The organism is Rhodospirillales bacterium, from assembly GCA_016710335.1.
Classification (GTDB): Bacteria; Pseudomonadota; Alphaproteobacteria; order Rhodospirillales; family Defluviicoccaceae; genus JADJXQ01.
In genome coordinates this window covers 1-25,080 of sequence record JADJXQ010000012.1, presented here as the reverse complement: position 1 = coordinate 25,080, position 25,080 = coordinate 1, and the positions used below count along the sequence as shown (strand labels likewise).

Below are 25,080 nucleotides of genomic sequence, written 5' to 3'. Positions count from 1 at the left end.
TCTGGTACATCTTCTTCACCGTCATCGGCTTCTAGTTCGGCACCAAGATGATCGAGAAGGCGCCGCACCGCATGCAGGGCCCGAGCGCCGAGGACGTGAAACGCATCCACGACGTGGAGGCCGAGCGACGGTACCAGGAGATGGCGGATGCCTCGAAGCCGCTTACGAACGCCGGCATCGTGGAATGGAACAGGCGGCGGGAATGGGGCGGTTAGAGACCGACAAGTCAGTCGATTGAAGCGTCAGCGGACAGGGCAATTGCGCCGCGCATCCTGCTCAGGACCTTATCCTCACCGACAATAACCAGATGAGTCCGTGCCCGAGACAGCGCGACATAAGGTAGTTCCTTGTCGACAACGGTGTCCGGCGTCGCCGCGATAACCACGACCGGGCGCTCAAGACCTTTGAAGCGCCTGATGCTGTCCACAACAATCCGATCTTCGGAGTGTTCGTCACAGCGTACCGCGCGAAAATTGCCCAGCCGGTTGTCTGATGCAATTCGTTCAATTGCTTTTTCAGTGCCGACGAGGACCGCAATGTCTCCAGGCGGTACATGTTCGAGTGAATCCAGTTGCGCAACGCAGTCGGAAATTCGCTGCGCCAGGTCGTCCGGCGTGTCCGCCTTGATCCATCGGACCTCGACCCCTTCCGGTCCGACGGCCTCGATTCCATGGCCCGAGTAATGCTGCCGCACAAGCTCATGGATGCGCCGTGTGTTGCGCAAGTTCAGCGTGAGGCGGATCGGGACCAGATCAACGTCTTCGGGCAGCTTGATCGCGCTTGCGTATACGCGCTGGTTGTTGTCGTAAAATATCCGGAACACCCCGCCAGGGGTGAGCCCCGACTCGATCGCTGTCCACCACAGCGGCAGAAAATCCTGCCCCTCATCGACGATGATCGCATCGTATCTCTCGTCCGGCAGCCGTTCGAATGCCTGCATCAGGAGTTCGGGAAAGATGTCCTCGAAGAGCTGCGTCTCCGAGACGCCCTCCGGATGCGGGATGCCCGCGCGGCGCGTCATGTCCGCGCACAGCTCGTGGAAGGTCATCGCCGTCACCGCAGGGCCACCCTTGAGGCGGCGGCGGGTTTCGGTTGCAAGCCCCCGGTTGTAGCAGACGAACAACGTGCGGGCTACGCCTTCCGCGCAGCGGCCGGCTTCCTCCAACGCCAGCACCGTCTTGCCGGTGCCCGCTCCGCCGCTGATCGCAATGCGCGGAACGGCTTCGATCGCACGCAGAATGTGAAACTGTTGCTGTGTCAGAACCTGAAGCGCGGCATCGTCACGCGACAGCAATGCGCCGAGAGGCGTTCGAAGTTGAAACGGCTTCGCGAGGATTTTTTCGAGCGCCTGAAGGCCGTCAGGCTCCAGTTCCCTGGTCCGCCCTTCATCCGGCGGCGCATCGCCGAACCGCTCCAGTATCCAGTCCCGGAACCCGTCTTCGAACCGTTCGGTGAAGCAGAATATCCGTCGCGGCATGTCCGCGCCGAGATCGCCCGGCGGAGCGGACGAGTGGGGCAGCACGACCCCGTGTCGCGCGCGGATGCGCCGCGTTTTCCAGTGCGGAGATGCGTTCAGCTTCTTCAGCAATTCGTGCTTTGCGCTTCTGGCTTGGCGCACCGAATTCTTGATGCTGTGCGTCACCTTCCAGCGGTCGCGGCTTGTCCATTGATCGGTGCGCGGATCGTAGGCGACCGCGCCGCCTTTCACCTCAAGCGTGAGCATGCCCATTTCGGCGTGCGCGACGATGAAATCGCATTCACCGTCGATTTCCTCGCCGTCCGGTTTCAGCCCGAGCCAGGGCCGTGAGTAAAAGACCACGAAGGCGTCGTCCAGCACCGCCTCCAGCCGTCTGAACACCTCGCATTCAGTGCTGCGCAGCATGTTGCCCGTGACATCGGGCGACAGTATTCTGGGCCACATCATCGCCATGTCACGCCCTCTGGATCAGCGGCGCGAAGTACCCGACATCGGGGGCGTCCGGCATACCGACGAGCGCGGCCCGGTCCAGGAAACCGGTTGTATTCCTCGCAGGCGGTCTCCGGAGCGAGCACGCAGGCATGACAGGCCGCAAGAGACAGGCCGTCGGCTCCGGCGATCATGCCCTCGATGCACAACGGGTCGGAGGAACACCACTCCATCGCCCGGATCGCCGCCTCGACGGCCCGTTCGATGCGATGGGCTTCGCCCTGGCGTTGCAGACCGCCAAGCGTGCCGTCTGAATCCGAGGTGGCGGTATAGATCAGCAGTCCCGCCATGCCGTCCGTCCCGTCGCTCACATACAGGCGTTCGCGCAGGGCGGCCGTCGAATAGCCGCATTCCAGCGTGAGCTGGCGCATGAGCGCATGCGCGAAACTGTGTGCGAGCAGGTAGCGCGGGGATATGCGCCAGGCCGGGTCGCCTTCGCCGTAGCGCCGATGCCATTCGATCCGCCAAGCGTCATCGACGCTTCTGGCGCGCGCAGCCACATCGCTCCGCGATTCCCAGATCCGGAGGGTGTCATGATTGAAGGCGAGGAATATGCCTTCGCCCCGCACCTCGACCGCCGGAAGCCAGCCGGCATCGCCGACGGAAATTGCCGCGATGTCAGGACTGTCTTCATCCCCCGGCGGGTTGATCCGTGTGAAGCCTTTCAGGGCGCGCACCTCGCGCAACCGCACGACGCGGACCACCCGGCTGAGGAACGGCCGCAGGCGCTCGGGTACAGGCACGCTGCGCACCTCGAATTCACGCGCGTCCCTGTCGCGGGTGTCCGTGCCCGAGACGAACTGCCGGTATTCTTCCTGCCTGATATTAAGGATGGCGTCGTCATTGAACCTCGTCAGACGCTCTTCGACGTGCCGCGCCAGTTCCTCCGGGCTGAGACCCAGTTCCCGCAAAACGGGCGCAAGGTCGCCTTCGGCCAGCATGCTGATGAAGAACGCGCGCTTTTCCGGTTCGGCATTGACAATCGGGGTCCAGTAGATCCCGAGCGCTTCCTGTATCGCGTCCGACCACGGCGGAATGCTGAGCGCAGACTCAATCACCGGGAAGTAGAGGTTCGATGCGCCGCGCTGCAATGCGCGCGGTTCGCAGTCGCATGATTTGGCCGGGGCGGCAAGCCAGGGTCGCCGCCCGCGGCACCGGAAGCCGCGCCATGTCTGGGCGCTGAACACGCCGTCCATCGAGCGCCGCGCCTTGCATTCGCGGCAGCTCAGAATCAGTCCAGCGAGGCCCGGACGTTCCGATCTGAGATACAGATCGGCCCGTTCCTTCTTCTTGCAGTCGGCCTTGTGCCCGACCCAGATATGCCACGGAAAATCGTCCAGATGGCCCTTGGGACAGGCCATCACGAAGCGGATCGGCACCGCGAATATCTTGCGTTGGCCAGGCGCCTTGCGCGTACAGCTCGCGCAGTATCGGTAGGCGCGGCCCGGGTCCTGCGACCAGCGGCCCGCCGGGGCGAGCCGATCGCACTGCGGGCATTGCAGCCATTCCGGGAACCGGGCCGCGACGAGCGTGCGGCTGTCGGGATTGCCCTGATCGTCACGCCAGTTCTCATCGACGACGGGCGGCAAACGGAATCCGGCCACCGAGAGCTTTCTCTGCAAGCGCGGTTCCGTAATTCTCTGCGGATTGGCCAGTCCGGCCGGCGGAAAGGACCTGTCCCACTCTTCGAGCCCCGCCGCGACGGCGGAGACGGGCGCGCCGTCGGCGCGGAAGTCCACGACGGAGCCCGGCCCGAAGGTCATGACGGCGGCGCTTCTGCGCAATTCTCCCAGCCGGTTATTCGCCATCGCCGTTCCCCCCGGATGTTCTTTCGCGCAGCCATTCGGCGAGCCGGTATCGCGTCGAAGCCTCGACGCTGCGCATGTTGTTCAGCGTCGGCCATGCTTCGCCCGGCAGTCTGCCCATCGCCCGCATCGTTGCGGCCCGTTCCGCATCCTGGAGCAGTGAGTTGCGGACCTGGCGCGCCCACCAGTAGCTCCGGGGAGCGCGGAACTCCCAGGTGTCGAGACAGCGCCCAGCTCCATCCGGACGGCGGTTTCCTGCGGATCAATCGCCGCCGCGCGCCCGACGATGTCGTTTATCAGGTCTTTTGCGGCATCGATTGTAGCGTCGTCGAGCACAGGCCGGTCGATCATGCCGGGGGCCAGATGGCGCACCAGCGCCACCAGAACGGCGTGCAGCGCGCGGTCACGTGCCCGCGACGCGAAAGGCGTCACGCTCGTCGGCTCGACATCCCGATACAGCGTTTCATGCCAGGTCGGAAAGCTTTCGAAATGCGATCGGTCGCGGGCCTTGGCATTATTGAGCACGGCGACGACGAGGCCCGGCACATCGCCGCGCCCGACGCGGCTCGTGGCCTGGATGTATTCGGCGATGCCCTTCGGCTGGCCGTTCACCAGCATCAGGCCGAGGCGGGGAATATCGACGCCGACGCTCAGCATGTTCGTTGCAAGGACGACATCGAGCGCGCCCTGGGCGGCGGCGCGGATTGCCAGCCGGTCCAGCATGTCCCGGACTTCGGCTTGCGTCCGCCTTGAGGTCAGTTCTTCTATGAATTCGGGATGACGCGCAGCCTCGCCGCGCCGCTGCGCCAGCAGCGCAAGGCTGTCGTTCACGTCATCCTGCATGAGGACGAGCGCGCCGCCCAGCTCGCGCAGGGAGTTGAAATACGACACCAGCGTCCAGTACGGATCGCGGGCCTCGTCATCCGACGTGCCGCCGAAGGCCGACTGGAGCAGCGATGCGGCCACGGCCTGGAGCGTGAATTTCGCCGACCGGCCCGCCGTCGTGACTCCGGCACAGACGCGGCCGGGGGCGTCCCGGTCCACGACGGCGAAGGCGGAGTCCGAGGCGTCCAGACACGACGGCGGGAACTGCGCCGTCTCGCGGTCGAACAGAGCGGCCACCTGTTCGGATGCGCGCCGGATAGTAGCCGTGGAACCGATGATTTTCGGACGCGCGCCGCCCGACGCGAACATGCGGTCGATCGCGACTTCGTAGAGCCCCGCGACCGTACCGAGCGGGCCGGAGATGAGATGCAGCTCGTCCTGGAGAATGAGATCGGGCGGCCTGCCGGTATTCAGGCCGAACAGCCCGTTGATTTCCTTGCGTCGGACGATCTGCGCGAATTTGTCGATCGTGCCGATCAGCAGAGTCGGCCGTATCCGGTACACATCCTCGTCCACCGTCCAGACCGGCAGAGGCGTGTCGGGATCGAACAGCAGACAGTCTTCATTCTCGCAGTGGACGTGAATGGCGTCGGCCTGTTCGTCATGCGCCCAGCTCAGGGCATTCCGGCAAGCCGGACACTGCGTGAGCTGTTTTGGTGTCGGCTGGTCCGGCGCGCCGCCAAGCGCGGCGGCTGCGGCGCTCACCCGGTTTGGCACCGCATCGCCGCCGACCCAGAGACCGATCGAGAAGGGCGTGTCGCCCAGTTCGCGGCGGGAGACTTCCGCTTCGCGGACGCGCCCGCGACGGATGGCCTCGCAGGCGAGCAGGACAGAGGCCGCGCGCGCAAACTGCTGCGTTGTCAGCAGCCGCAGCGTGTAGCGCATGATCGCGGCGACGCCGTCTCCCGCATCGGGATCGCCCCCGGGTGACACCCGCCTGTAGAAGGCGAGGAATGCGATCAGCGCGAGATACGCTTCCGTCTTGCCGCCGCCCGTCGGAAACCAGAGCAGGTCCATGATCCGGCGTTCGGGGTGTTCGCGGTCGGCCACGGACGCCGCGGCGAGAAGAATGAAACCGAGCTGGAAAGGTCGCCATTCCAGCGGGCCGCGCCCTCTTTTCTCAGGATCCCACTCGTGCTGCATGTCCATCGCGAGATTGGCCAGACGAAAGGCGCGCGACATTGCGGCGTCGCCCGCTATCCGCGCTGCGCCTCCGGCCATCCGGGTATGGACTTCCCGGCAGATCGCGATGTTTCTTGCCGCCTGCTCGCGGAACTCTTCGGGAAGCGCAGACACTTCGACTTCCCTGTCCGCGATCCATTTCTCGTAGGCCGCGGGGAGCTGCTGAAGCGCCTCCCCGAATTCTTCCGGCGCGGCCGTCGCGAGCCAGCGGACCGACAGCGGTTTGAGCCTTCCATCCGTGCGCAGCGCGTCGAAGACGGCGTGACCAGCCGCGCTGGTTGCGGGAACGGTCGCAGTGGGAATCCAGCTTGTGGCGACCATGCCGGCTGTTCCCGGATCGCCCCCTGCTTCCCATTCGACCGAACAGGTATGCCCCGTCGCGAATTCGTGGGCGTCGCGGTACAGCAGCGCCGCGGAACGGTCGTCGTCATCGAGCACCGCGCGCCGCGACGGCCGCGCGACAAGCACGGTGCCGGATCGGGGGTGGATTTCGACGCGCGTCTGGAACAGTGTCAGCCGTTCGATTCCCTCCCGGCCTTCGTCTTCATCGGGCTCCGCCTGGTTCAGTAGCGTGATCGTGGCGAGCGTCCCGCCCGACCACGGCGCGGTGCGTATATGCAGTCTCACGCCCGGCGGCGCGCCGCGCGGTTCGAGATCGACAAACCGCGATCCGCTTTCAAGCATGACGCTCTCTACGGGATGTCATGCGCCCGGCGTTGCCATGCCGTGCGTCGGCGCGCACGGCCGCCGCCGTCCTTTCTCTACTTCCGATCCAGTGACGGGCTCGTAGATCGCGAACCTGACCGTCACATCCAGTTCGGCGTTGCCTTCCGCCGCGCGCGCGGCAAAGGAGACGCCCGCCGAGCAGGGACGAACGAGCCCGGCCAGCGAGACTTCCTCTTCCTCGCCGCCGCCGTCCGTTTCGCTTTCCCCCGCGCCGGACAGACCGAGACGTTCGTCTTCTTCCGCGCCCATGCGGGTTTCGCGCGGCCAGAGAATGCCTGTCAGGTACACGTCCGAGGGACGCGCCGTCAGGACTTCGTCCTCCGCATACGGTCCCACCAGGTCGCATCTCAGTCGGTCGAGAAGAATGTCACGCATGTCACCGCCCTCTTCGTCCGCGTGAGTACGGGAAGTACGCCGTGCTGTATCCTAGCACCAGCGGCGCCAGCATGATTCCGCTGCTTCGCCACGGCTCGTGCAGCGTCTCGCTCCCCGGCGCATCCGGCGGCAGGACGATGCTGCGCACCCCGCGCACATGCAGATGCCGGATCGTGTCGGGCGGCCGCCTCCGGCCGCCGCCGAGCTTCGCCTGAATGGCGTTTCCGACCGTGAACAGGTCGGCGTTGACGCCCTGCGACAGGACGGCGAGACACTGTCCCTGTCCGTCCTCCTTCAGGCGGTAAACGAACCCGGCGTCGCGATCGCTGTCGGCGACGAGCGATACGGATTCATCTGCGAAGCTGCGAATCCGAGTCTGGGCGGCGCGCACCGCGGCGGGGCCTGCGAAGAAACGCCGCCCCGCCAAGCCCTCGGCCTCGATGTCGTTGTCGTGGCCGATCTCGAACTGGGCGCGCGGCCGGTTGTCTTTTATCTGAGGGCAATACGCCCGCCCGGAGGCCTCTACGCGTCCGGCGAACTGCCGCCAGCCGCGGCCGATCAGCAGCCGAGACCGTCCGCGCGTCGCGCCGACGAACACGACCCGCGCTTCTTCGTCCTGGTCCACATCCTTGCCGTGCGTGTCCGATAACATCAGGTGCACGGTGTCGGCTTCGCGCCCTTTCGATGCGTGAATCGTGCCAACGATCGGGCCGCGGAGGCCCAGTTCGGCATGGCACAGTTCCGCCGGTGGCTGTTTGCGCCCGAGACGCTGCCGCAGCAGCCGCATTTCCACGACGGTTTGCGTGCGCCCCGCGATGCGAACCAGATGCGCCCATGCTTCATCGAGCTCGTTTGTCGCGAGGGCGGTGCCGCGCACTCTGCCGGCCCAGAGCTTCATGAACCGGTCCCGGCTCAAATCCGCATCCGTGTGTTCGGACAGCGCGGCACCGATCCACGGCGTGAGACACACCGGCAGCCCCGACATCCGCACCCGGTGCGGAATGCCGTTCTGCGTCAGCATCGAGGTTGTCAGCAGTACGTCGCAGCGCCTGCGATACAGGATGAACGCGTCCTCAAGCTCGGCCAGCGCCGCATCGTCAACATTCGGCGCTTCGCCGTGCGCGAGCCTGATGACCTCGTCCTTGATTTCGGTGAGCTTGTCGCCGTTCTCACCCGCAGCGGTCAGCACCTTGCGCCGCGTATCCGAGAATATCGTCAGCAGTTGCGGCGATTCCGTGCGATGCACCTTCTTCAGCTCGCATTCCCGGAACGCCCCGGCCGCGCCGCGGCGGATTTTCTCGGGCAACGGCGGTTCACGGACCTCGCCCGGCCCGACCTCGTGATCGTCCGCAAACCCGTAGATGGCCTGGGCCTCGTCCGCGAACACGGATACGCCGCAGGACGACGACAGCCTGCGGATCATCTCGATAACCAGATCGGCGCGTATGCCGACGATGTCCTGCGCCTCGTCGACGACCAGGTGTTCGACGTTGTCGAGGAGGTAATCGGCGACATTCTCGTCCTCGCGGACGAGTTCGAGCACCCGTTCGATGTTCTCTTCGTAGGCGCCGAGGATTTTCGCGCCTTCATCGAAACCCGAATGGATCGTCCATGCGTGCGAATCCAGCGTTGCGATCTTGACCGCATACGCCGCTGCCGCATCTTCCAGATAGGCGGCGATCCGGTCCCGGATTTCGCGCACCGCGGTCCTTGTGAAGCTGATCAGCCAGATGCGGCTCGGTTCCAGGCCGCCTTGGTCGATCAGTTGCGAGACCCGTGCGCAGGCGACCGCCGTCTTGCCCGTGCCCGGACCGGCTCCGACCAGCAGACGGTCCTCCGGCGGCGCGTCGATCACGTCGCGCTGTGACTCGTCCCATACTATCTGGGCGGGGGGAACGACCTGGAATTCAGGTGCGGCCTCCGTCTCGCCGGTTCCAGCCGCGTCCGCCATCCGCGCATCCGCGGGCGCGATATCGTCGAGATATACTTCGCCGCCGTTGACCAGCGGCCAGAACCGCTTCTTGTATTTGACGACCGGCTTGCCGTCGAGCTGGCGCAACGGGCGGGTCACACGCGCGATTTCCAACCCTTGCCTGAATATGCGTACCTCGACTTGCGCCATAGCTCTGCTTACGAAAATCTCTCTTCGCGGCCGTAAACCTCAAGGTTGCGTGGCACATTCACGATGCCCGTTTGTCTATACTCTCGCATTCCGCGATCTCGGCAAAAACCTTTCGGCCGTGCCGGATGAACGCCTCCGCGCCGTCCAGGACATCCGACAACGCTCTTTTCTGCTTTCCTTTCAGGGCGCATTCCCAGACGACAAGTGCGCGCCATCCGTCGGCTTTGAGCGCAGCCGTTGCTTCCCGGTCGCGTTCGACATTACGGCCGATCTTGTTCTTCCAGAACGCGGCGCGCGTCTTCGGCCATTTGAACAGCGAGCAGCCGTGACCGTGCCAGAAGCAGCCGTGCACGAAGACCACCGCGCGATATCCGGGGAAGACCAGGTCCGGTCTGCCGGGCATGCCTTTGCCGTGCAGCCGGTAGCGGAGGCCCCGCCCGTGCAGGCCGCGCCGCATGAGCATTTCCGGCCGGGTGTCCTTGCCTCTGATCCGGCTCATGACCAGCCGGCGCTGTTCCGGCGTCAGTACGTCGGTGCTTTCGTCTCTTGCCGTCGACGTATGGATGGCATCAGGCTTCAACGGCCTTCTCCGTCGCGGCCAGATGGTGAGAGACGCCCGGTTCGCCGATATTGACCGCCGACGGCGGCAGGGCGGCAATCCTGCGCTCCGGCTGCGTCGCGTGCGCGCTTGCCAACGCCCGGATCGTCGCGATCATCTCCGTGGCAATCGCCTTGGCCATCAGCGGCGGGACCGCGTTTCCGATCTGACGGAAAGCTTCGTTCATCGCGCCCGCGAACGCGAAGCCGTCCGGAAACGACTGGAGCCGCGCCGCTTCCCGGACCGAAATCGTCCGGGCCTGGTCGTCGTCGTAGTGAATATGGCTGTAGCCGTCCTTGCTGAGATGCGCCATGACCGTGCGCACCGGCTGGTCCCGTGAAATCTTCCGCCATTTGTTCGGGAACTTGCCGACATCGTAGGGCGGAACGATCGAGCTCTTCAGCTCTTCGTATGCCGCCGAACCCGGCCTGGGGCGGACGCCGGTGCGGGCAAGCCCGTCAAGTTCTTCTTCGAACATCCTGCACGCGAGCGCGTGCGCTTCCGGGTACTGATCGCCTTCCTGCATGCGGGCGAAGATCGGATAGTCGCGCGGCAGATAGCGGATGACGTGATCGAATACCCCGTCGCCCGCCTCGAAGCCGGACCAGTGCTTCATCGCATCGGCGTAAGCCGACACGGTGCGCCTGCCGTCGTATCTGGCCAGTTGATCGAACCGTCGCGCGCCGCGTTTCAGCTCGCCCTTTCGCACCAGTTTGCGCGCGTCGATCTTCGGCAGGTCGCCGATCGCCTCCCGCGCGGTCACCGCCGGTGGCAGCGAGTCCGAGGCCTCGGGCGCGTCCATATAACAGTGCGCTTGCGCGAACATATCGCCGTTCGACAGCAGTTTCAGCGCGACCTGGCGCGATCCTTCGTAGCCGGACGGGAGGTCGATCCAGTGCGTCGGTTCTGGAAACCTCACAGCTTCGGCAAGCTCGCGATGATACGCGATCAGGAACATGCGCTCGCGCGTTTGCGGCACGCCGTAGAAGGCGGCGTTCAGCAGCGTGTAGGCGCAGACGTAATCGAGGTCTTCCAGAACCTCGCAGACTTCTTCGGGGACATTGTGCCCGCCGAAGTTCATCACGTCCGGCACGTTCTCCATCAGGATTGCGACCGGACGGCAGGATTTTACACATCCGAGATACGGCGCGTAGAGCTTTGCGCGCGGATCATGGCGAAACGCTTCGGGATGCGCCTCGATCTCGCGCAGCTTCGATCTGCCGACACGCGCGAAGGCCTGGCACGGCGGTCCGCCGATGACCACGTCGAAGGCTTCCGCCGTGCGGCCCAGCTTCAGTTCGCGGACGAGTTGGCCGGCTGTGGTTTCGGTGATGTCGCGCGCCACCGCGTGCAGCGGATTGTCTGCGTGGAAATTGGCGCCGTAAGAGGCGGCCGCGGTTTGGTTGTTCTCCACAGCGGCCGCGATCTCGAAACCCGCCGCGCCGAAGCCGAGGGAAAGCCCGCCGCACCCGGAAAACAGATCGAGAACCCGCGGCGCTGCGCCGCTCCGAAGCCTCGATATCTTTTCCCGGATAATGCAGTCCGTCACAACTGTTTCGTCCCCCGTTGTTCCCGGCCGAACAGGTCCTGCTGCGGATTGTAACCCTCGCCGTCCAGATGCTCCCGGACAAGCCGGGCGATCAGCGGCGACTTCTTGTAGCCCTTTTCACGGCAATACGCCTCGAAACGGTCGGCCTCCGCCCTTGGTATCAGCACCTGTATGCGAACCGGATCAGCCATCTGCGCCAGACTCCATGTCCGGCATAGTACTCCGGCGATTGCGCAGATTTCAACACATATGTGTATTTCTGTGTATTTTGGCCGAAGCCCGGAGTCACGTACAATCGTCCCAGCAGACTTCGGTCGCCAAGTATTCGAATAGCACCGATCGGACCCGTATAGTGCCGCACTGATTCACGCGATAGCGATAGACGCCGTCTTGCACGACGATCCAACCGTCGCACAGGTCTTCGCCTGTCATTACGCGCGTCATCATCCTGCTGCCGACTTCCGGCCAGCCGGCCAGCATGCCCTCGTCCTCGGCATTTTCGAACGACTCGCGTTCCGCCTCGGACATGGCGTCGAGTGGAGCCGTCCACACGCGTTCCGGTTCAGTCAATTTCGGTTCGCCGTATTCGTAGAACGCGAGTCCCCGGGCGCTCTTCACGACCACCCGGTTGACCCTCTCGGACTCGGGTTGCCAGATGGCGCGCGTCTCGCCACCGATCGTCCGGTACTCGATCTTCGAGCGTTCGATCCTGGCCCGCAGCTTGTCATGGTGCTTCAGGGCGCGCGCGACCCTGGCATCTTCATGCCCGTCCGGGTCCGTCGTCCCGGCCAGCACGCAGCGAAGGAAGAGAAACAGGTATTCCTCGTCTGCTGAAAAGCCGTTGTTGCAGGTCGCGCAGACCCGCACGACGGGCAGGTTCGGCGGATGGGGCCTGAGCAGGAGAGCCCGCGACGGCACGTGATCCTCGTTCGTCTCGACTTCCCCGATCCATGCGCCGCACTGGATGCACCATGACTTCTGCCGTTCGTCGACGAATTCCTCGAGCTTTTCCATCCTACGTCTCGATCCGGCAATCCAGCTTGACCGCTTCCGCGCGCACGCAGGACAGCGTCGCGATGCACTTGCGCGCCCAGTCCATGACTTTGGCGATCGTGTGCGGCTCCCGCGCGGTGGTATCGCCGGTCGCCGGAGCCGCGACTCCTGCACCATCACGCCCGGCGATCAGCTTGTCGAGAGGGAAGGTCGCGATCGGAGGATACGCAGCGGCGAGACCGGTCCCGACGCTGGCCGGCAGGTCTCAGTCGTCCTCGTCGGTTCACCCACACCCCGAAGTCGTCTCGCACCGTCTGCCCCGCCTCGATTCTGGCGGCGTAGGATGCATCGAACCACGCGCGGACTTCCGCCGCATTGAACCTATAGACCGCGACGTTCCGGGGATCGTCGCGGTCATCCACCGCGGCGACGATGACGATGTCCACGTCGTCGAGCGTCTTCCACGCCGTACCCTTCTTCAGCGGCGGGAAGACGAACCAACTGTCCTTCGTCGTGCGGATCGAGACGCGCCTGCGGTTCCCGTTTTCCCGGATTTCCCAGATATTCGACCGGTCGCGGCCGAGTACCCAATCCGGATTGAGACCTTCGCCTGCCAGGGCCCGGGTCGCCGCGCTCACGAGGATGTTCCAGGTTTGCGAATCCGTTCGGCCCCGTCGGGCAGATGGATCATGCACTGATAGTGGTCCGGTCACCTTGTCTGTGATCTCAGCGGTACGACGTTGGCCAACGACCCATCCATAAGGGTCGCCATACTGTGGGACACCCTTTCAGCCGCTGCCTTAATGGGATCAGCGGCGAGGTGAGCTTATCGGGCCATGGTCTGAACCTGTGTGTGCCCGAGCAATTTCCCGATCATCGGCAGGCCCTGGCTGGCGGCCGCGGCGAAGGTGCGGCTAAGGTCATGGATCCGAACGGCATAGATGCCGGCGCGGGCGCGCACCCGTTCCCAGAGGTCCTGCAGGCCGTAGAGGTGTGCCCTCGGCTTTCTGCTCCAGATCACCCACGGGCTGTCTGGGAGCCGCGGCGAGGTGCGCAGAACATCGACCGCCGGCTTGCCGAGATTTAGGACCATATTGTCCAGAGTGGACACAGAACGAACCCATCATCCCGGCAACCCGATCCCGGCACTGACCTGAACGTCTAGTATCTGCCCTGCCCGCAACAGAGCCTTGTCCAAACTGAAAATCGCCTCGGCTCCGTGATACCTGGCGACCGCCAAATGCAGGGCGTCACCGGCTCTCAAGCCAGTTTCATAGCGGCCGAGATACGCCTTGGCGAGATCAAAGTCTTTACTGTTCGGCAGGATGACAGTTAAGGATTCCTCAACCATCGACTCGAATTGCGCGTCCGCCTCACGTGCGGCCTCCGCACTCAAACCACCCATGCGGACTTCACGGGCGAGCAACGAGGAAAACTCGACCCGCGTCCAGTGGCTCACGGCCATGCTTTCTGCCCGCAGATCCTGGAAAAATCGAGCAATGGGCTCGCTGGTCGCCTCGGGCAGGATGAGGGGAACGAGAAAGCTAGTGTCGAAATAGTGCATCCTCCGATCTTGCCTCACAGTCCCTCATTCCGCGCCTCGCGCAGAAGTTCGGCCGAGGGCCGCCGCAGCCTGGGCATCGTAGCGCGAAATTCCGCCAGTTCCTGGAGCCGCAGCTGCTTCTTGGGACGGGTTGCCGGCGAGATATGGGCGACCGCACGACCGCGACGGGTGACTACAACCTCCTCGCCGGCCTCCACCTTGTCGAGCAGTTCGCTCAAGTGCGCCTTCGCCTGCGCCAGACTGACCGTGACCATGGCATCCTCATATGGTCATGAAACTAGTCACATGATAGCGCGAGGCAGCCGCTTTGGCTATGGGTTCGTTGGGGGAAGCAGTCGGATAACAGCTCATCGATCGGAGCGTTGCCGCTCATGGGCTACTCCCTCCATGAGGGGGCCGCAAAACACGCGCTGTTACTCGTTGACGACCGGCTGGCTCTGATCTTCACCAGCGATCGACGCCGCGATCACCGCCGACACCTGATCGGCTGCCGCCTTGACGGGATCGGCCGCCAGGTGAGCATAGCGGGCGGTGGTCTGCACTTGGGTGTGGCCGAGTAGCTTCCCGATCATCGGCAGTCCCTGGCCGGCGGCAACAGCGGCCGAAGCGAAGGTGTGGCGGAGGTCGTGGATGCGGGCGTCCTTCAGACCGGCGCGGGCGCGGACTCGCTGCCAGAACGGCTGCAGGTCGGTGAGCCGGCCGCCAGGCTTGACGCCGTAGATGACCCAAGGGTTCTTTTCGAGGCGAGGGAGCCTGCGCAGCGTGTCAATGGCTGGCTTTCCGAGATAGACGACCTTGGCGCCAGTTTTCGAGTCCGGCAATTTGAGGACACCGGCGCCCAAATCGACGTATTCCCACTTCAGCGTCATGATCTCGTTGAGCCGGCAGCCTGTGAGAATCAACAGGATCACCGCGGCGATCGCCGACGGCAGTTCCAGACCTTCCGACTCCATCTCCCGCAACACCTCGCCGACGCGCCGCAGCTCGGCGGCGGTCAGGTACCGCTCGCGCTTCTCTTCGCGGTACTTCTTGATGTGCTTGCGCGGGTTGGAGCCGTTCGGCCGCAAGCCCCACAGCTCGGCGAGATTGAACATCTTGGAGACGATCTCCAAGCAGCGGTTGGCCTGGTAAGGCACGTGACGGTACTTGTGGTGGAAACGGGCGACGTCCTCGCGGCTCACCTCGGCGATCGGCCGACTGCCGAAGAAGGGGAGGATGAACTTCTCGAGGCTGCGTCGGTATTCCTTCTGTGTAGAGACCTTCAGGTGCACCGCGATGTGTTCGGCATCGAACCGGCCGGCGAGGTCCTTCACCGTCACCGCGTCGCGCCCGGCCTCGCGTTTGGCCAGCGGATCGATGCCATCACGTATGGCCGCGAGATGATCGATAGCCGCAATCCGTGCCTTCTCCGGCGTCAGCACACTGGAGTAACCCAACGCCATCCGCCGCGACCTTCGGCCGACACGATATTGCAGGACGAAGCTCTTGCGGCCAGACGGCATCACCCGAACGCCGAAACCGGGGACGTCCCTGTCCCAGACGATATAGTCCTTGGCCTGCGGTGCCAGCGCCTCGATACTGCGTTTGGTGAGCTTGCTCATGTGTTCCGGTCCGATCAACAATCTGCTACCCGATCAGACCCCGGCGGCTCCTTCAGTCAGCACTATGTCAGCAAGAGGGAAGGAATTCCGTCGTATCTGATCGAAAGGCAGAATGCTACGCCGGATCTTGAAAGTCAACAATATCAGCCATTTAGCGAATTTCTGCGTAATCGCGAGAACTTCTGAGTGATTATTTTCCTATAACTCATAACCTGAAGGTCGCAGGTTCAAATCCTGCCCCCGCAACCAATCAAGCCCGTACCTCAAATGGTTATGGGATTTTTGATTTTGGCGACAATCACACGGATCAGGAAACTCAGATTCGCTGCTCGTAACTTGGTGTCGCTGGTGGTTGACTGCGCGTTCCAAGCGATCGCGACCACTGTTTCCGAATGATTGCGACCACTGTTTCCGATTGATAGCGACCGGGGATTCCGAGGGATCGCGACCAGGGCGTGGCGGGTTTGAGGGCCACCGCCGGGTGATCGACCGAGGGCTAAACTCGCGCCTTTTTCGAAAGGAGCGGGGATGCCCGGAGAGAGATTGCCCATGCGCAAGATCCGCGACGTTCTGCGGCTGCATGCCGCTGGCCTGTCGAAGCGGCGGATTGCCGCCAGCCTGACCATCGGTGCCACTGCGGCGGGGGCGTATCTGCGCCGCGCCCGCCGCGCCGGCCTGACGTGGCCGCTGCCCGAGGGTCTTTCGGACGAGGATCTGGAGCGGTTGGTGTTCCCGCCGCCGCCGATCGTCGCCGAGGACCACCGGTCGCTCCCTGACTGGCCGGCGCTGCATCGCGAGCTGCGCAAGCGCGGGGTGACCCTGTCGCTGCTGTGGAGGAATACCGGGCTATCCATCCGGACGGCTATGGATACAGCGGTTCTGCGACCTCTACCGCGCCTGGAAGGGCAAGCTGTCGCCGACCATGCGCCAGGCCCATGTCGCCGGCGACAAGATGTTCGTCGACTATGCCGGCACCACGGTGGAGTCGTCGACGGTCTCACCGGCGAGGTTCGCGCGGCACAGGTGTTCGTCGCCACGCTGGGGCGTCGAGCCTACACCTACGCCGAGGCCACCTGGACACAGGGCTTGGCCGACTGGATCGGCTCGCACACCCGCGCCTTCGCGTTCTTCGGCGGCGTGCCGGCCCAGGTGGTGCCGGACAATCTCCGCTCGGGCGTCGCCAAGGCCTGTCTGTACGATCCCGAGATCAACCGCACCTATGCCGACATGGCGGCGCACCACGACACCGCCGTTGTTCCGCCCGGCCGCGCAAGCCCCGCGATAAAGCCAAGGTGGAGGTCGGCGTCCGGTGGTCGAGCGGTGGGTTCTGGCGCGGTTGCGCAATCGCCGCTTTTTGGCCTCGCCGAGCTGAGACCGGGCCATCGCCGAGCTGCTGGACGACCTGAACGGGCGCATCACGCGGCACCTGGGCGCGTCCCGCCGGCAGCTGTTTGAGGGGAGATCTGTAGAGCGTCAACCTTAATGTGCGGTGCGCGACAGCCAGGTTGGCCGGTCCTTGCTGCTGGGAAGGTTCGTTCAGGCGATGACGTCCTCCTTGGCGGGGTTGTTGCCAACGGGATGATGGTGGTTGTCGGCGAGGTTGTCGGTGGGTGTCGCGCTGCTATTGATCTCGGCGGTGGATTCCGGTCGGCGGCGGCGCGGCGTCGATAGCTGTCGGAGTTCATCTCGAGGATGGTGGCGTGATGGACCAGCCTGTCGATGGCGGCGACGGTGACGGCGTGGTCTGGGAAGACGCGGTCCCAGGCGCTGAAGGGCTGGTTGGCGGCGATGGCGAGGCTGCGGGTTTCGTAGCGGCGGGCGATGAGTTCAAAGAGGACGGAGGTCTCGGCCTGGTCCTTCCGGGCGTAGCTGATGTCGTCGAGGATGATCAGATCGAAGCGGTCGAGCCTTGCCAGCGCAGCTTCGAGGGCGAGGTCACGGCGGGCGGCCTGCAGCTTCTGCACGAGATCGGTGGTGCGGGTGTAGAGGACGCGGCGGCCTGCCTCGACGAGGGCGTGGCCGACGGCGCAGAGCAGGTGGGTCTTGCCGGCGCCGCTGTTGCCGATGGCGATCAGGTTGGCGCCGGTCTCGATCCAGTCGCCGGCGGCGAGGGCCTCGACGCGGGCGCGCGGGAGGCCTGGCGCCGCCTTGAAGTCGAAGGTGGCCAGGGTCTTGCCGGCGGGCAGCTGGGCCTCGGCGAGATGTCGGTGGATGCGCCGGGTCTCGCGCTGGGCGAGTTCCAGTTCGGCGAGGGCCGCCAGGAAGCGGGCCGCGGGCCAGCCCCTCCTTGTCGGCGCCTCGGCCAGGGCGGGCCAGTGGCGATGGATGCTGGGCAGGCGCAGCGCGGTCAGCAGGGTGGGCAGCGCGTGGACGTCGACGTGCGGGGTGGCCGGGCGCGGGGTGGCGGGCGTCACCATGGGTGGGCCTCCGCCAGGATGGCGTCCGGCAGGGTGCCGGCCTGTGGCAGGGCGGGGGTGTCCAGCAGGGCGTCGAAGCTGGCGAGGGGGGTGAGCGCCACCGGCACGTCGGCCGGCAGCGACCGTTGCCGCGGCCGGAGGCGGGGCTGGAGGGTTGCGGCCTCGGGCAGGCGTCCGGCGGCGAGGTCTTCGGCGATCAGCCGGGCGAGTTCGGCCTCGCAGGCTTCGCCATGGGCGAGCCACAGCAGGTCGACCATGCGCCGGCAGGCGTCGCGCTGGGGCAGCGCCGCCGCCAGGGCGCTCCCGCGCGGCGCGTATTCGGTGCGCGGGAACAGGCTGTCGCGATAGACCGAGCCGGCCAGCGCCTGGGGCTTGCGGCAGAGGGCGCCGATGACGTGGCGGTAGTCGACCTGATGCACCCGGGCGCCGTCGGCCCGGCCGCGCCGGCGGGGATGGCTGACGACCGGGGTGGCGCCGAGGAACGCCTCGATCCGGTCGTCATGGATGTGCACGCGCAGGCGCTGGCCGATCAGGTGCGAGGGCGCGCTGTAGAAGACGCTGTGCACCAGGAAGCCGCCGGTGCGGGTGACGCGCACGACGGTCTCGGTGAAGTCGGTGGTGCGGCGGGCGGGCAGCGGCTGCAGGGCGGCGGCCTCGACCCGGACGGCGTCGTCCCTGCGCCGGTTGCGGCGGCCGACCACCTGGTCGACGAAGCGCCGCCAGCCGGCGATGTCGTCGAAGTCGCGCCCGCCGCGCAGGATCAGCGCCTGGTCGAGCGCGGCCTTGAGGTGGCGGTTGTGGGCCTCCACCGATCCGTTCTCGTGCGGCTCGCCCGGATTGCAGCGGCTGGCGAGCAGGCCGTAGTGGGTGCAGAGGCCGTCGTAGCGCCGCGTGACGTCCTTCGCCGCCTCGGCGTCGAGGTTGCGGTAGGCCGCCGACAGGCTGTCGGTGCGGTGCTCGCAGGGCACGCCGCCGAGGGTCCAGAGGGCGTTCTGGAGGTTCTCGGCCAGGGCGGTGAAGCTCTCGCCGCCGAGGACGACGGCGGCGTGCTCCCAGCCGCTGTAGGCCAGGACGAAGTGGTAGAGGCGGTGCGGGAACGGCGCGCCGGCGATGGTGATGCCGAGTTCGGCGGCAGCGGTGAAGTCCGACAGCGCCATGCGGCCCGGCTCGGGCGTCTGGCGGAAGATCACGTCCTGGCGCGCTCGCGCGCGCCAGTCGCGCACCCGCCGTTCCAGCGTCCGGCGGACGCGGTCGTCGGGGAAGCCGTCGGGATCGGTCAGTTGCAGATGACGCAGCAGCGTCACCGCCTGCACGGCCGGATCGCGCTGGAGGATCGGCAGCAGTACCGCCGCCCACACCGCCTCGAGCGGATCGGCAACGGTGCGCCCGCGCCGCGGCTGGCGCTGGGACGGCAGGCGGGGATCGGCCTCGATCCGGCGCGCGGTGCGCTCGCTGAACCCGGCCCGGGCGGCGACGCGCCGGCTGTGACGATGTCGGTCCTGCATGTAGGCTCTCACTTGCTGGTCGGTGACGGGTTTGCCCGGCATGGCGGCGACCTCCGTTTGGCACAGAGATCTCCGTCGTACCGGCCCGCAGCGACCAGCACCTACGCCTTCACCCCAGGAAGCAACGCGCCGCTGTCTCCAGCCTACAGCCGGGCTACGCCCGGCCTCCGGCTGGAGACAGCGCCAACTTTGACGGCGCCCGACAAGATGGTTGTCGCTCAACAGTCAACACCCGCCCCAGAGCGTGCCCGTCCACCGAGGCATCAACTCGCACGATCGTCCCGTCAGTCAGCGCGATCTTTATCTTCCCGCCACGCCCGCCGTCACCTTCGGGCGAACCGCAACAGGCCGACCGCTCCATAGCCTCGATATCGGCCACCGCAGTCGTCGCATCAGGCGCCGGCGCAGGCCGCCATCCTGATCGTGGCGGACCACGCCGATTGCCACCAAATCCGATCCCGGCATGCCGCCCATCGCCACGATCTCGCGCCGCCACTTGGACAGCAGGTTGGTGTTTAAAGTCCTATCGCCGGGGGACCGCAGACGCCGAAGCACCCGGCGCCTCCATCTCCGCCACCATCCGGCGCTTCCCCGCCCAGCTCCACGTCCGCCGCAAAGGGCGGCGACGCTTCATGCAGCCTCAGCGGGGCCAGGAGAAGGCGACCGACAGCGGACGCTTACGGCCTCGTTAGGAGGATAGCCGTCGTCGCTGGGTGCCATCGCCCGGTCGAGGTCGGCGAGCCAGCTTTCTGCCTGCGGCGACAACACGGGTCCGCCGGGCCGATGGCGCCAGCCCCGTTCGGCCGGAGACCCAGCACGATGACGACGTGTACGGACGCCGTTGCGTTCACTGCACCCGCGTTAGATACGTGCGCCGTCGTCGGACATGGCGGTAACGAGGCCCATCGCCGGCGCTGATAGAGCGCAGCCTTACTTCTGGCGCCGCCGGGGTTACGGTCCGCTGGATGTCTTGATGCGCGACCCTTCCCCTTCGGGGTCTCCAGAGATGCGCCGCTCATCAGCGATCCACACCTCAGGAGCCGGCTATTCGGTCGCCATGCTCTTACGATGCGACATTGGCGACCCCGCGTCCACTCGGATTACGTTCCGGCCCGGCGAGCAACAGCCGGGCCGCGACGACCACCTTGACCCTTCCTCCACACTGTCCGCCTGCGGAAGCCGGCGCCGGCGAGCGGCAGCTTGTCGTCGCCGCTGCGCCCGTGGCCACCGGCGCAAGAATCGTCCTTGGTCCAGCAGGAGGCGCTCCTTGTAGAGCCGAGCCCCAGTCGCCGCCACAACTGCCGCGCCGACATGCCGTTGGAATGGGTCGCCATCAGATAGGCGGCCCAGAACCACACCGTCAGCCAAAGCCTGGCGCTCGGCATCACGTCCTCGCCCGCACCAACGTTTGCCCGGTGACAAGCGGCACTGAAGTGCCCCGAAATCGACAGTTGGTAAGGTGACACGTTGGCGCGATGACTGAAGTGGACCCCATCGGCCGGCGGGCCGAAGCGCATCAGAGCCTCCTCCAGCGCCTCGACGCAGAACCCGGCGTCCAGGGTGTTGGACAGCCGCCACGCCAGCACCCGCCGCTGAACCAGCCCATCCCCCAGGACCGCAGGAGAAAGCCGCAGGCCATCGGGAGTAGGTGATATCGGCGCACCAGACCGGGTTCGGCCGCGTCACTCCGACGCCGCGCGCGGTGCACGGATAGATCGGGTGCTCCGGCGACGAGCGCAGGCGACGCGGCGGCAGGAACAGGGCATGCCAGGCCCAGCCTTCCCGTGCCGAGGGAAAGGCCGCGACCGCGGCGTTGTGGGCGAGGGCCGCGGCGAGCGACGGACAAGACCGCGACGGCGCAGGTCCGCGTCGGCGTCGCCGTTGCCAGGCGCGGCCGTGCCGAGCGATACCGTCCGGATGAAACTGGGCGCGGTGACGCCAGCGGGGACTTGAGGCGGTGTATCCTTGGGCTAGCCCGATCGAGACGGTGAAAGCCGTCGGCCTGCCCATGGTTGGCGGGCAGCCGCGCGCCCGATCTAAAGCGAGGGCGCGCGTGGCGATCGAACGCAGCCAAAACAGCGTTGAGCCTTGCTCATCAAAGTTTGGATAGAGGTTGGGCGGGAGGATCAAATGACCGAAGTCAATCATGCAGATCTAGCTCGCGGCGCGTCCCTTTCGGTTTGCCCAAGGAGAGCGATTGGGAACGTGCCGAGACGTTGATCCCCAGTCCCGGGCCGGGCGAGGTGTTAACCAAAATTCATTACCTATCGGTCGACCCGGCGATGCGCGCGGCTGGATGAACGACCGTCCGTCCTGTGAGCGTGCCGCCGGTGGGGATTGGCGAGGTCATGCGCGCCCTCACCGTTGGCGAGGTGATCGCATCGAATAATGACGGCTTCGCGCCCGGCGAGTTCGTCGCCGGGATCAAGGGCAGGGAATATGCCCTGTCCGACGGCGCCGGACTGATGAAAGCCGGACATGTCACTCGCGCCGGCGCCGGCGTGGCTCAACACCCCGGCATCGCCGGCCTCACCGCCTATTGCGGCCTGATCGAGGCCGAGTCGGCCGGCCCCAGGTGGGCGAGACCGGTGGTAGTAACCAGGCGCCGCCGGCTCGGTTGGCTCCGATGCCGGACGATTGCCAGATCAGGGATGCTGTGGTCGGCATTTCGTGCCGGCGGCGCCGAGAAATGCGCCTATTTGACCGACGTACTCGGCGTCGACGCTGCAGTCGACCAAGCACCAACCGGTTGACGCCGGTCTCAAGCAAGCCTGTTCCGATGGGATCGACGTTTCTTCGACAATGTCGTGGCGAGATCCTGGACGCGTCGCTCATGCTCATCAAGCCAGTTCGCCCGCCTCGCTGTGCGGCGCGATCTCGCAGTACAACGTCACCGACGAGCTTTATGGCTTCCGCGCAACGCGTTCTTGCTGGTGCCGCGCCGCGCGCCATGCGGGGCTTCATCTATTTGCGACTATCGCGCACAAATGGCCGGCGATGCTCGAGGACCTAGCCGCGTCGCGCAGACCGCCGCATTTCGGTGCGCGACGACAGATCGTCGAAGGCGGCGTCCAGACTTTCCCCGATACCCTGCTGCGCCTGTTCCGCGCAACAATCTCGGCAAATTGATGATCGCGATCCCGCGTGATCCGCCGGGCTGGCGAACGGGTACCAGGGGATGGCGCCCGCGGCGGATCGAGCCGCGCTCGGCGATGACGCCGAGGCTCCGGATGGAGCTCGGCACCACGTTCCTGCTCTCGCCGCTAACCGGGTTCTGAGCGATCAGCTGTTCGGCGGTGAGCCTGGAGCGACGATGGCGCCGCCAGGGCACACCGGCGGATGTAGAGCACGATCTTGCCTCGGGGCCGGTTTGCCTGGCAGCGTGCCGGATCTGCGTCAGCAAACAACAATGTTGCCGCCCCAGCGACCTGCCGGGAGCCTAAGCATGCGATTTGTGAGACGGGAGACCGTGGCAATCTTGGGGCGCAGCTGCAAACCATTGCTTAGCTCCTCGCAAGTGCGATGAACGTTGTCAAGAGCCAAATATTTCACTGCTGACAGTGCCCCACTAGGTCGAGGAACAAAATCCAGCGTCCGTGACGGCCCGTCTTGAGGCGGGAGACCGCCATCAGCAAATCAGGGCGGAAGAGGAAGTCGCTCGTATTCCGCGACTCGCCGGGGAAGTACACCTGTGTCGTCAGCACCGGCCGGCCCGGGGCCTGCACCTTGGCGTGGTAATGCCGAGCGCGCGGGCCGTAGTTCCCCGGCACGATGGTCTCAAAGGCATAGCGGCCTTGCGGGTCGGTGTACTGATGCCCCGCAGCCGGAAGCCGCGGTTGTCATAAGCGCCCCTGGGCATCGGCGGGTGCCAAAGATCGACAAGCGCGTTCGGGATCGGCGTGCCTTGCGTCGACACCACGAAGCCCGTAAGAACAAGCCGCTCGCCTTGAATCCCCAACCTCTACAAGCGGAGCGAACGGGAGACCCGGCGAAGAACGGCCCGGCCGTCTGCGGTGGCGTCACCTCGTCATCGCCGCATGCGGAGTCCGGCTCCAGGGCGGCTGCGTCTGCGGCCCCGGCCGGCTGCGCCCTGGGGAAACCGAGCACCGCCGCCGCCGGCACCAGCGCAAATGCACCGATAAAGCGGCGCCGGTCCCAGAAAACGAGGACTGGTCAATGTCAAGATGCTGTCCCATCCTCCATCGGTTGCCATCGCCCAGCGGCGGCGTCTTGTCGGCGTCCATGCCAACGCCCGTCGCGTTCTGCTGATGTAAGAACGTCGCTCTGCTGATGGAAGAATAAGCGGTCGACCTTGGATTCCTCCGAGACGGGTCTCCCGGCATCCGGCCGGTAATTCCGTAAGGGTATTCCGGCAGGTTGAATGTGGGAAATAGCCCGGTTTGGCAGCCGGCACGTATGGGTATTCCTCGCCGTACTATCGGTGGGCAAGCGGCCCTGGAAATCGTGGTTGCGCCGAAACGCCTTCGAGGGGTTGCCTGACCGCAAGCAGGCCGTGCGGGCGATGGCGACCGTCCTCCGCGAACTGATGACAATCCGCCGCGTGGTATGGTCAGTCGGTCACCGCCCCCACAACCCGTACCACCCCGCGAACACCCGGAGCGCGCATCGCCCCTCGCGAACTGCGTTGCAGACCGACCGTGCCGGACGTGGAGCCAGCTGGGAAGCCCAAGTCAGAAAGCAACAGGAAGCCAAGACGTTCTGAGGCCAGACAGTCAGTTCGGTTGTCTGATGGTAGAACGCGCCACGAATGTCTCCTGCCTGGAAGCCGGTCGCCTGATCGAGCGGATAGTGTTTCTTCAGCGTCGTCGATACCGCAGGATCTATCTCCGTCCCGTGGCAGGCGAGGCAAAGCTCGGCGGTCGGAATTGCCTTCATGTAGCGGAACACAGGATTGCTCTTCCTCGGCAAAGCCGTAAGTCTCGAGTTTTCAAGGATGTCTTCACCGGCTGCCTTTCTTTCTTCTCGAACACGAGCAGCGTCTTGCGCTCCCAATCGTCAGGCGCATTGTCAGGGTTGCGCACCTTTGGACTGGTTCTCCCCTACGCGCCAGCCCGTGCGCTGCGACTGCTTCGACGCGATCTCCGGAGCGGTAGTGTTGCAGACCACGACGGCGTGCGTGGCCCCCCTTCCTTGATCGCGTGCCGCAACTGTTGCTTGAGCGACGTCATGAACTCTTCGACGACGGCTCGGCTCCTTCGACACGCGTTCGGCTTCACTACGTTGCGCGGCCACCGCTGACAGCGGCAGAGCCGCAAGGCGCCGCGACAGCAGCCAGCAAAACGATCGTGACATCCTGCTCCCCTCCGTTCGGTCAATTCGAGTTGCCTCGGCGATAGTCGACACCTCCCGCATCAACGCCCATCGCCCATGCTTGCGGCATGGTGGCCCAGACAGCCAGCCTCGTGAAGCCTGCAACGACCTGTCCCGTTCTCGCCGCTTGTTCCTCTTTGTTGAGATCCCCAGCTGCGCCGCTGGGCTTGACGCGCAGGGCAAGCAGCGGATGCCGTCGAACCAGCTCCGCCGTCACCTTCGGCGTATTTCCGTTCAAGACTAGTGTGAAGATGTCCGCATCAACGTTGCCATCGGACAGGATGACAGCCTGGAGGTGGACTCCGTCGGCGGGAGTTGGTTGCCGATCTAAAGTGTGACAAATCACCTGCTACCTACGGACATACCTCGTGTTAGCGACATGGGCGTCGGAAAGTGATTGCTGCGCTGTTGGCAATGTGCCAACAATCAAAACGTGCCATAAATAAAAACACTACGGTCAC

At 65.4% G+C, this 25,080-nt stretch carries 21 protein-coding genes and 2 pseudogenes; 5 read left to right on the top strand and 18 right to left on the bottom strand.

What is annotated here, in order from left to right:
* The first annotated feature begins 47 nt into the window (after nucleotides 1-47).
* Nucleotides 48-215 (top strand): hypothetical protein, encoded by a 168-nt coding sequence (locus IPM60_14400; protein ID MBK8909033.1) that lies wholly within the window; start codon nucleotides 48-50, stop codon nucleotides 213-215.
* 11 nt (nucleotides 216-226) lie between these two features.
* On the opposite strand, the gene IPM60_14395 is transcribed toward IPM60_14400, so the two are convergent.
* From IPM60_14395 to IPM60_14335, 13 genes and pseudogenes are all read right to left on the bottom strand, one after another.
* Nucleotides 227-1,930 (bottom strand): AAA family ATPase, encoded by a 1,704-nt coding sequence (locus IPM60_14395; GenBank protein ID MBK8909032.1) that lies wholly within the window; start codon nucleotides 1,928-1,930, stop codon nucleotides 227-229.
* 1 nt (nucleotide 1,931) lies between these two features.
* A pseudogene (locus IPM60_14390) lies at nucleotides 1,932-3,774 on the bottom strand (DUF1998 domain-containing protein).
* Nucleotides 3,764-6,939: pseudogene (locus IPM60_14385) on the bottom strand (DNA/RNA helicase). The pseudogenes IPM60_14390 and IPM60_14385 overlap by 11 nt, the downstream one beginning before the upstream one ends.
* A gap of 1 nt (nucleotide 6,940) precedes the next feature.
* A complete protein-coding gene (locus tag IPM60_14380) occupies nucleotides 6,941-9,010 on the bottom strand; it encodes a UvrD-helicase domain-containing protein (protein ID MBK8909031.1) in 2,070 nt (689 codons plus the stop codon).
* A gap of 109 nt (nucleotides 9,011-9,119) precedes the next feature.
* Nucleotides 9,120-9,560: a DNA mismatch endonuclease Vsr gene (gene vsr / locus IPM60_14375; protein MBK8909030.1), complete on the bottom strand. Its 441-nt coding sequence runs from the start codon at nucleotides 9,558-9,560 to the stop codon at nucleotides 9,120-9,122.
* A 70-nt stretch (nucleotides 9,561-9,630) separates the two neighbouring features.
* The gene (dcm, locus tag IPM60_14370; protein MBK8909029.1) at nucleotides 9,631-11,208 is read right to left on the bottom strand and encodes a DNA (cytosine-5-)-methyltransferase; all 1,578 of its coding nucleotides are present in this window, start codon (nucleotides 11,206-11,208) and stop codon (nucleotides 9,631-9,633) included.
* A complete protein-coding gene (locus IPM60_14365; GenBank protein ID MBK8909028.1) occupies nucleotides 11,205-11,399 on the bottom strand; it encodes a hypothetical protein in 195 nt (64 codons plus the stop codon). Before IPM60_14365 ends, dcm begins: the two co-directional genes overlap by 4 nt.
* A 94-nt stretch (nucleotides 11,400-11,493) precedes the next feature.
* Nucleotides 11,494-12,222 (bottom strand): hypothetical protein, encoded by a 729-nt coding sequence (locus IPM60_14360; GenBank protein ID MBK8909027.1) that lies wholly within the window; start codon nucleotides 12,220-12,222, stop codon nucleotides 11,494-11,496.
* Between the two features lie 155 nt (nucleotides 12,223-12,377).
* Nucleotides 12,378-12,839: a hypothetical protein gene (locus IPM60_14355; protein MBK8909026.1), complete on the bottom strand. Its 462-nt coding sequence runs from the start codon at nucleotides 12,837-12,839 to the stop codon at nucleotides 12,378-12,380.
* Nucleotides 12,840-13,027: 188 nt separating this feature from the next.
* Nucleotides 13,028-13,312 carry a hypothetical protein gene (locus IPM60_14350; GenBank protein ID MBK8909025.1) on the bottom strand — a complete coding sequence of 95 codons (285 nt, stop codon included), beginning with the start codon at nucleotides 13,310-13,312 and terminating at the stop codon, nucleotides 13,028-13,030.
* Between the two features lie 12 nt (nucleotides 13,313-13,324).
* Nucleotides 13,325-13,765, bottom strand: coding sequence for a type II toxin-antitoxin system VapC family toxin (locus IPM60_14345; protein ID MBK8909024.1), 441 nt, complete (start codon nucleotides 13,763-13,765; stop codon nucleotides 13,325-13,327).
* 14 nt (nucleotides 13,766-13,779) lie between these two features.
* Nucleotides 13,780-14,019, bottom strand: coding sequence for a type II toxin-antitoxin system prevent-host-death family antitoxin (locus IPM60_14340; GenBank protein MBK8909023.1), 240 nt, complete (start codon nucleotides 14,017-14,019; stop codon nucleotides 13,780-13,782).
* A 159-nt stretch (nucleotides 14,020-14,178) separates the two neighbouring features.
* Nucleotides 14,179-15,366 carry a tyrosine-type recombinase/integrase gene (locus IPM60_14335; GenBank protein ID MBK8909022.1) on the bottom strand — a complete coding sequence of 396 codons (1,188 nt, stop codon included), beginning with the start codon at nucleotides 15,364-15,366 and terminating at the stop codon, nucleotides 14,179-14,181.
* Between the two features lie 549 nt (nucleotides 15,367-15,915).
* Here IPM60_14335 and IPM60_14330 point away from each other — a divergent pair.
* Entirely contained in the window at nucleotides 15,916-16,821 is a 906-nt protein-coding gene (locus IPM60_14330) for a transposase (protein MBK8909021.1), read from the top strand.
* Here IPM60_14330 and IPM60_14325 read toward each other — a convergent pair.
* The 3 genes from IPM60_14325 to IPM60_14315 all read right to left on the bottom strand — a co-directional run bounded on the left by IPM60_14325 (nucleotide 16,782) and on the right by IPM60_14315 (nucleotide 20,874).
* Nucleotides 16,782-17,783: an ATP-binding protein gene (locus IPM60_14325; protein MBK8909020.1), complete on the bottom strand. Its 1,002-nt coding sequence runs from the start codon at nucleotides 17,781-17,783 to the stop codon at nucleotides 16,782-16,784. The genes IPM60_14330 and IPM60_14325 overlap by 40 nt on opposite strands.
* Nucleotides 17,777-19,330: an IS21 family transposase gene (locus IPM60_14320; protein ID MBK8909019.1), complete on the bottom strand. Its 1,554-nt coding sequence runs from the start codon at nucleotides 19,328-19,330 to the stop codon at nucleotides 17,777-17,779. The genes IPM60_14325 and IPM60_14320 overlap by 7 nt, the downstream gene beginning before the upstream one ends.
* Before the next feature lie 1,058 nt (nucleotides 19,331-20,388).
* Nucleotides 20,389-20,874 carry a hypothetical protein gene (locus IPM60_14315; GenBank protein ID MBK8909018.1) on the bottom strand — a complete coding sequence of 162 codons (486 nt, stop codon included), beginning with the start codon at nucleotides 20,872-20,874 and terminating at the stop codon, nucleotides 20,389-20,391.
* A 594-nt stretch (nucleotides 20,875-21,468) separates the two neighbouring features.
* Here IPM60_14315 and IPM60_14310 point away from each other — a divergent pair.
* The 3 genes from IPM60_14310 to IPM60_14300 are packed head-to-tail and all read left to right on the top strand — an operon-like array spanning nucleotide 21,469 to nucleotide 22,417.
* Nucleotides 21,469-21,588 carry a hypothetical protein gene (locus IPM60_14310; GenBank protein ID MBK8909017.1) on the top strand — a complete coding sequence of 40 codons (120 nt, stop codon included), beginning with the start codon at nucleotides 21,469-21,471 and terminating at the stop codon, nucleotides 21,586-21,588.
* A gap of 48 nt (nucleotides 21,589-21,636) precedes the next feature.
* Nucleotides 21,637-22,041: a hypothetical protein gene (locus IPM60_14305; GenBank protein MBK8909016.1), complete on the top strand. Its 405-nt coding sequence runs from the start codon at nucleotides 21,637-21,639 to the stop codon at nucleotides 22,039-22,041.
* A 49-nt stretch (nucleotides 22,042-22,090) separates the two neighbouring features.
* Complete coding sequence (locus IPM60_14300; protein ID MBK8909015.1) at nucleotides 22,091-22,417, top strand: hypothetical protein; 327 nt, start codon at nucleotides 22,091-22,093, stop codon at nucleotides 22,415-22,417.
* A 1,449-nt stretch (nucleotides 22,418-23,866) separates the two neighbouring features.
* On the opposite strand, the gene IPM60_14295 is transcribed toward IPM60_14300, so the two are convergent.
* Together IPM60_14295 and IPM60_14290 are read right to left on the bottom strand one after the other, a co-directional pair.
* On the bottom strand, nucleotides 23,867-24,301 hold the full coding sequence (locus tag IPM60_14295) for a DUF3365 domain-containing protein (GenBank protein ID MBK8909014.1): 435 nt from the start codon (nucleotides 24,299-24,301) through the stop codon (nucleotides 23,867-23,869).
* Between the two features lie 319 nt (nucleotides 24,302-24,620).
* On the bottom strand, nucleotides 24,621-24,965 hold the full coding sequence (locus IPM60_14290; protein MBK8909013.1) for a hypothetical protein: 345 nt from the start codon (nucleotides 24,963-24,965) through the stop codon (nucleotides 24,621-24,623).
* Nucleotides 24,966-25,080: the final 115 nt, after the last annotated feature.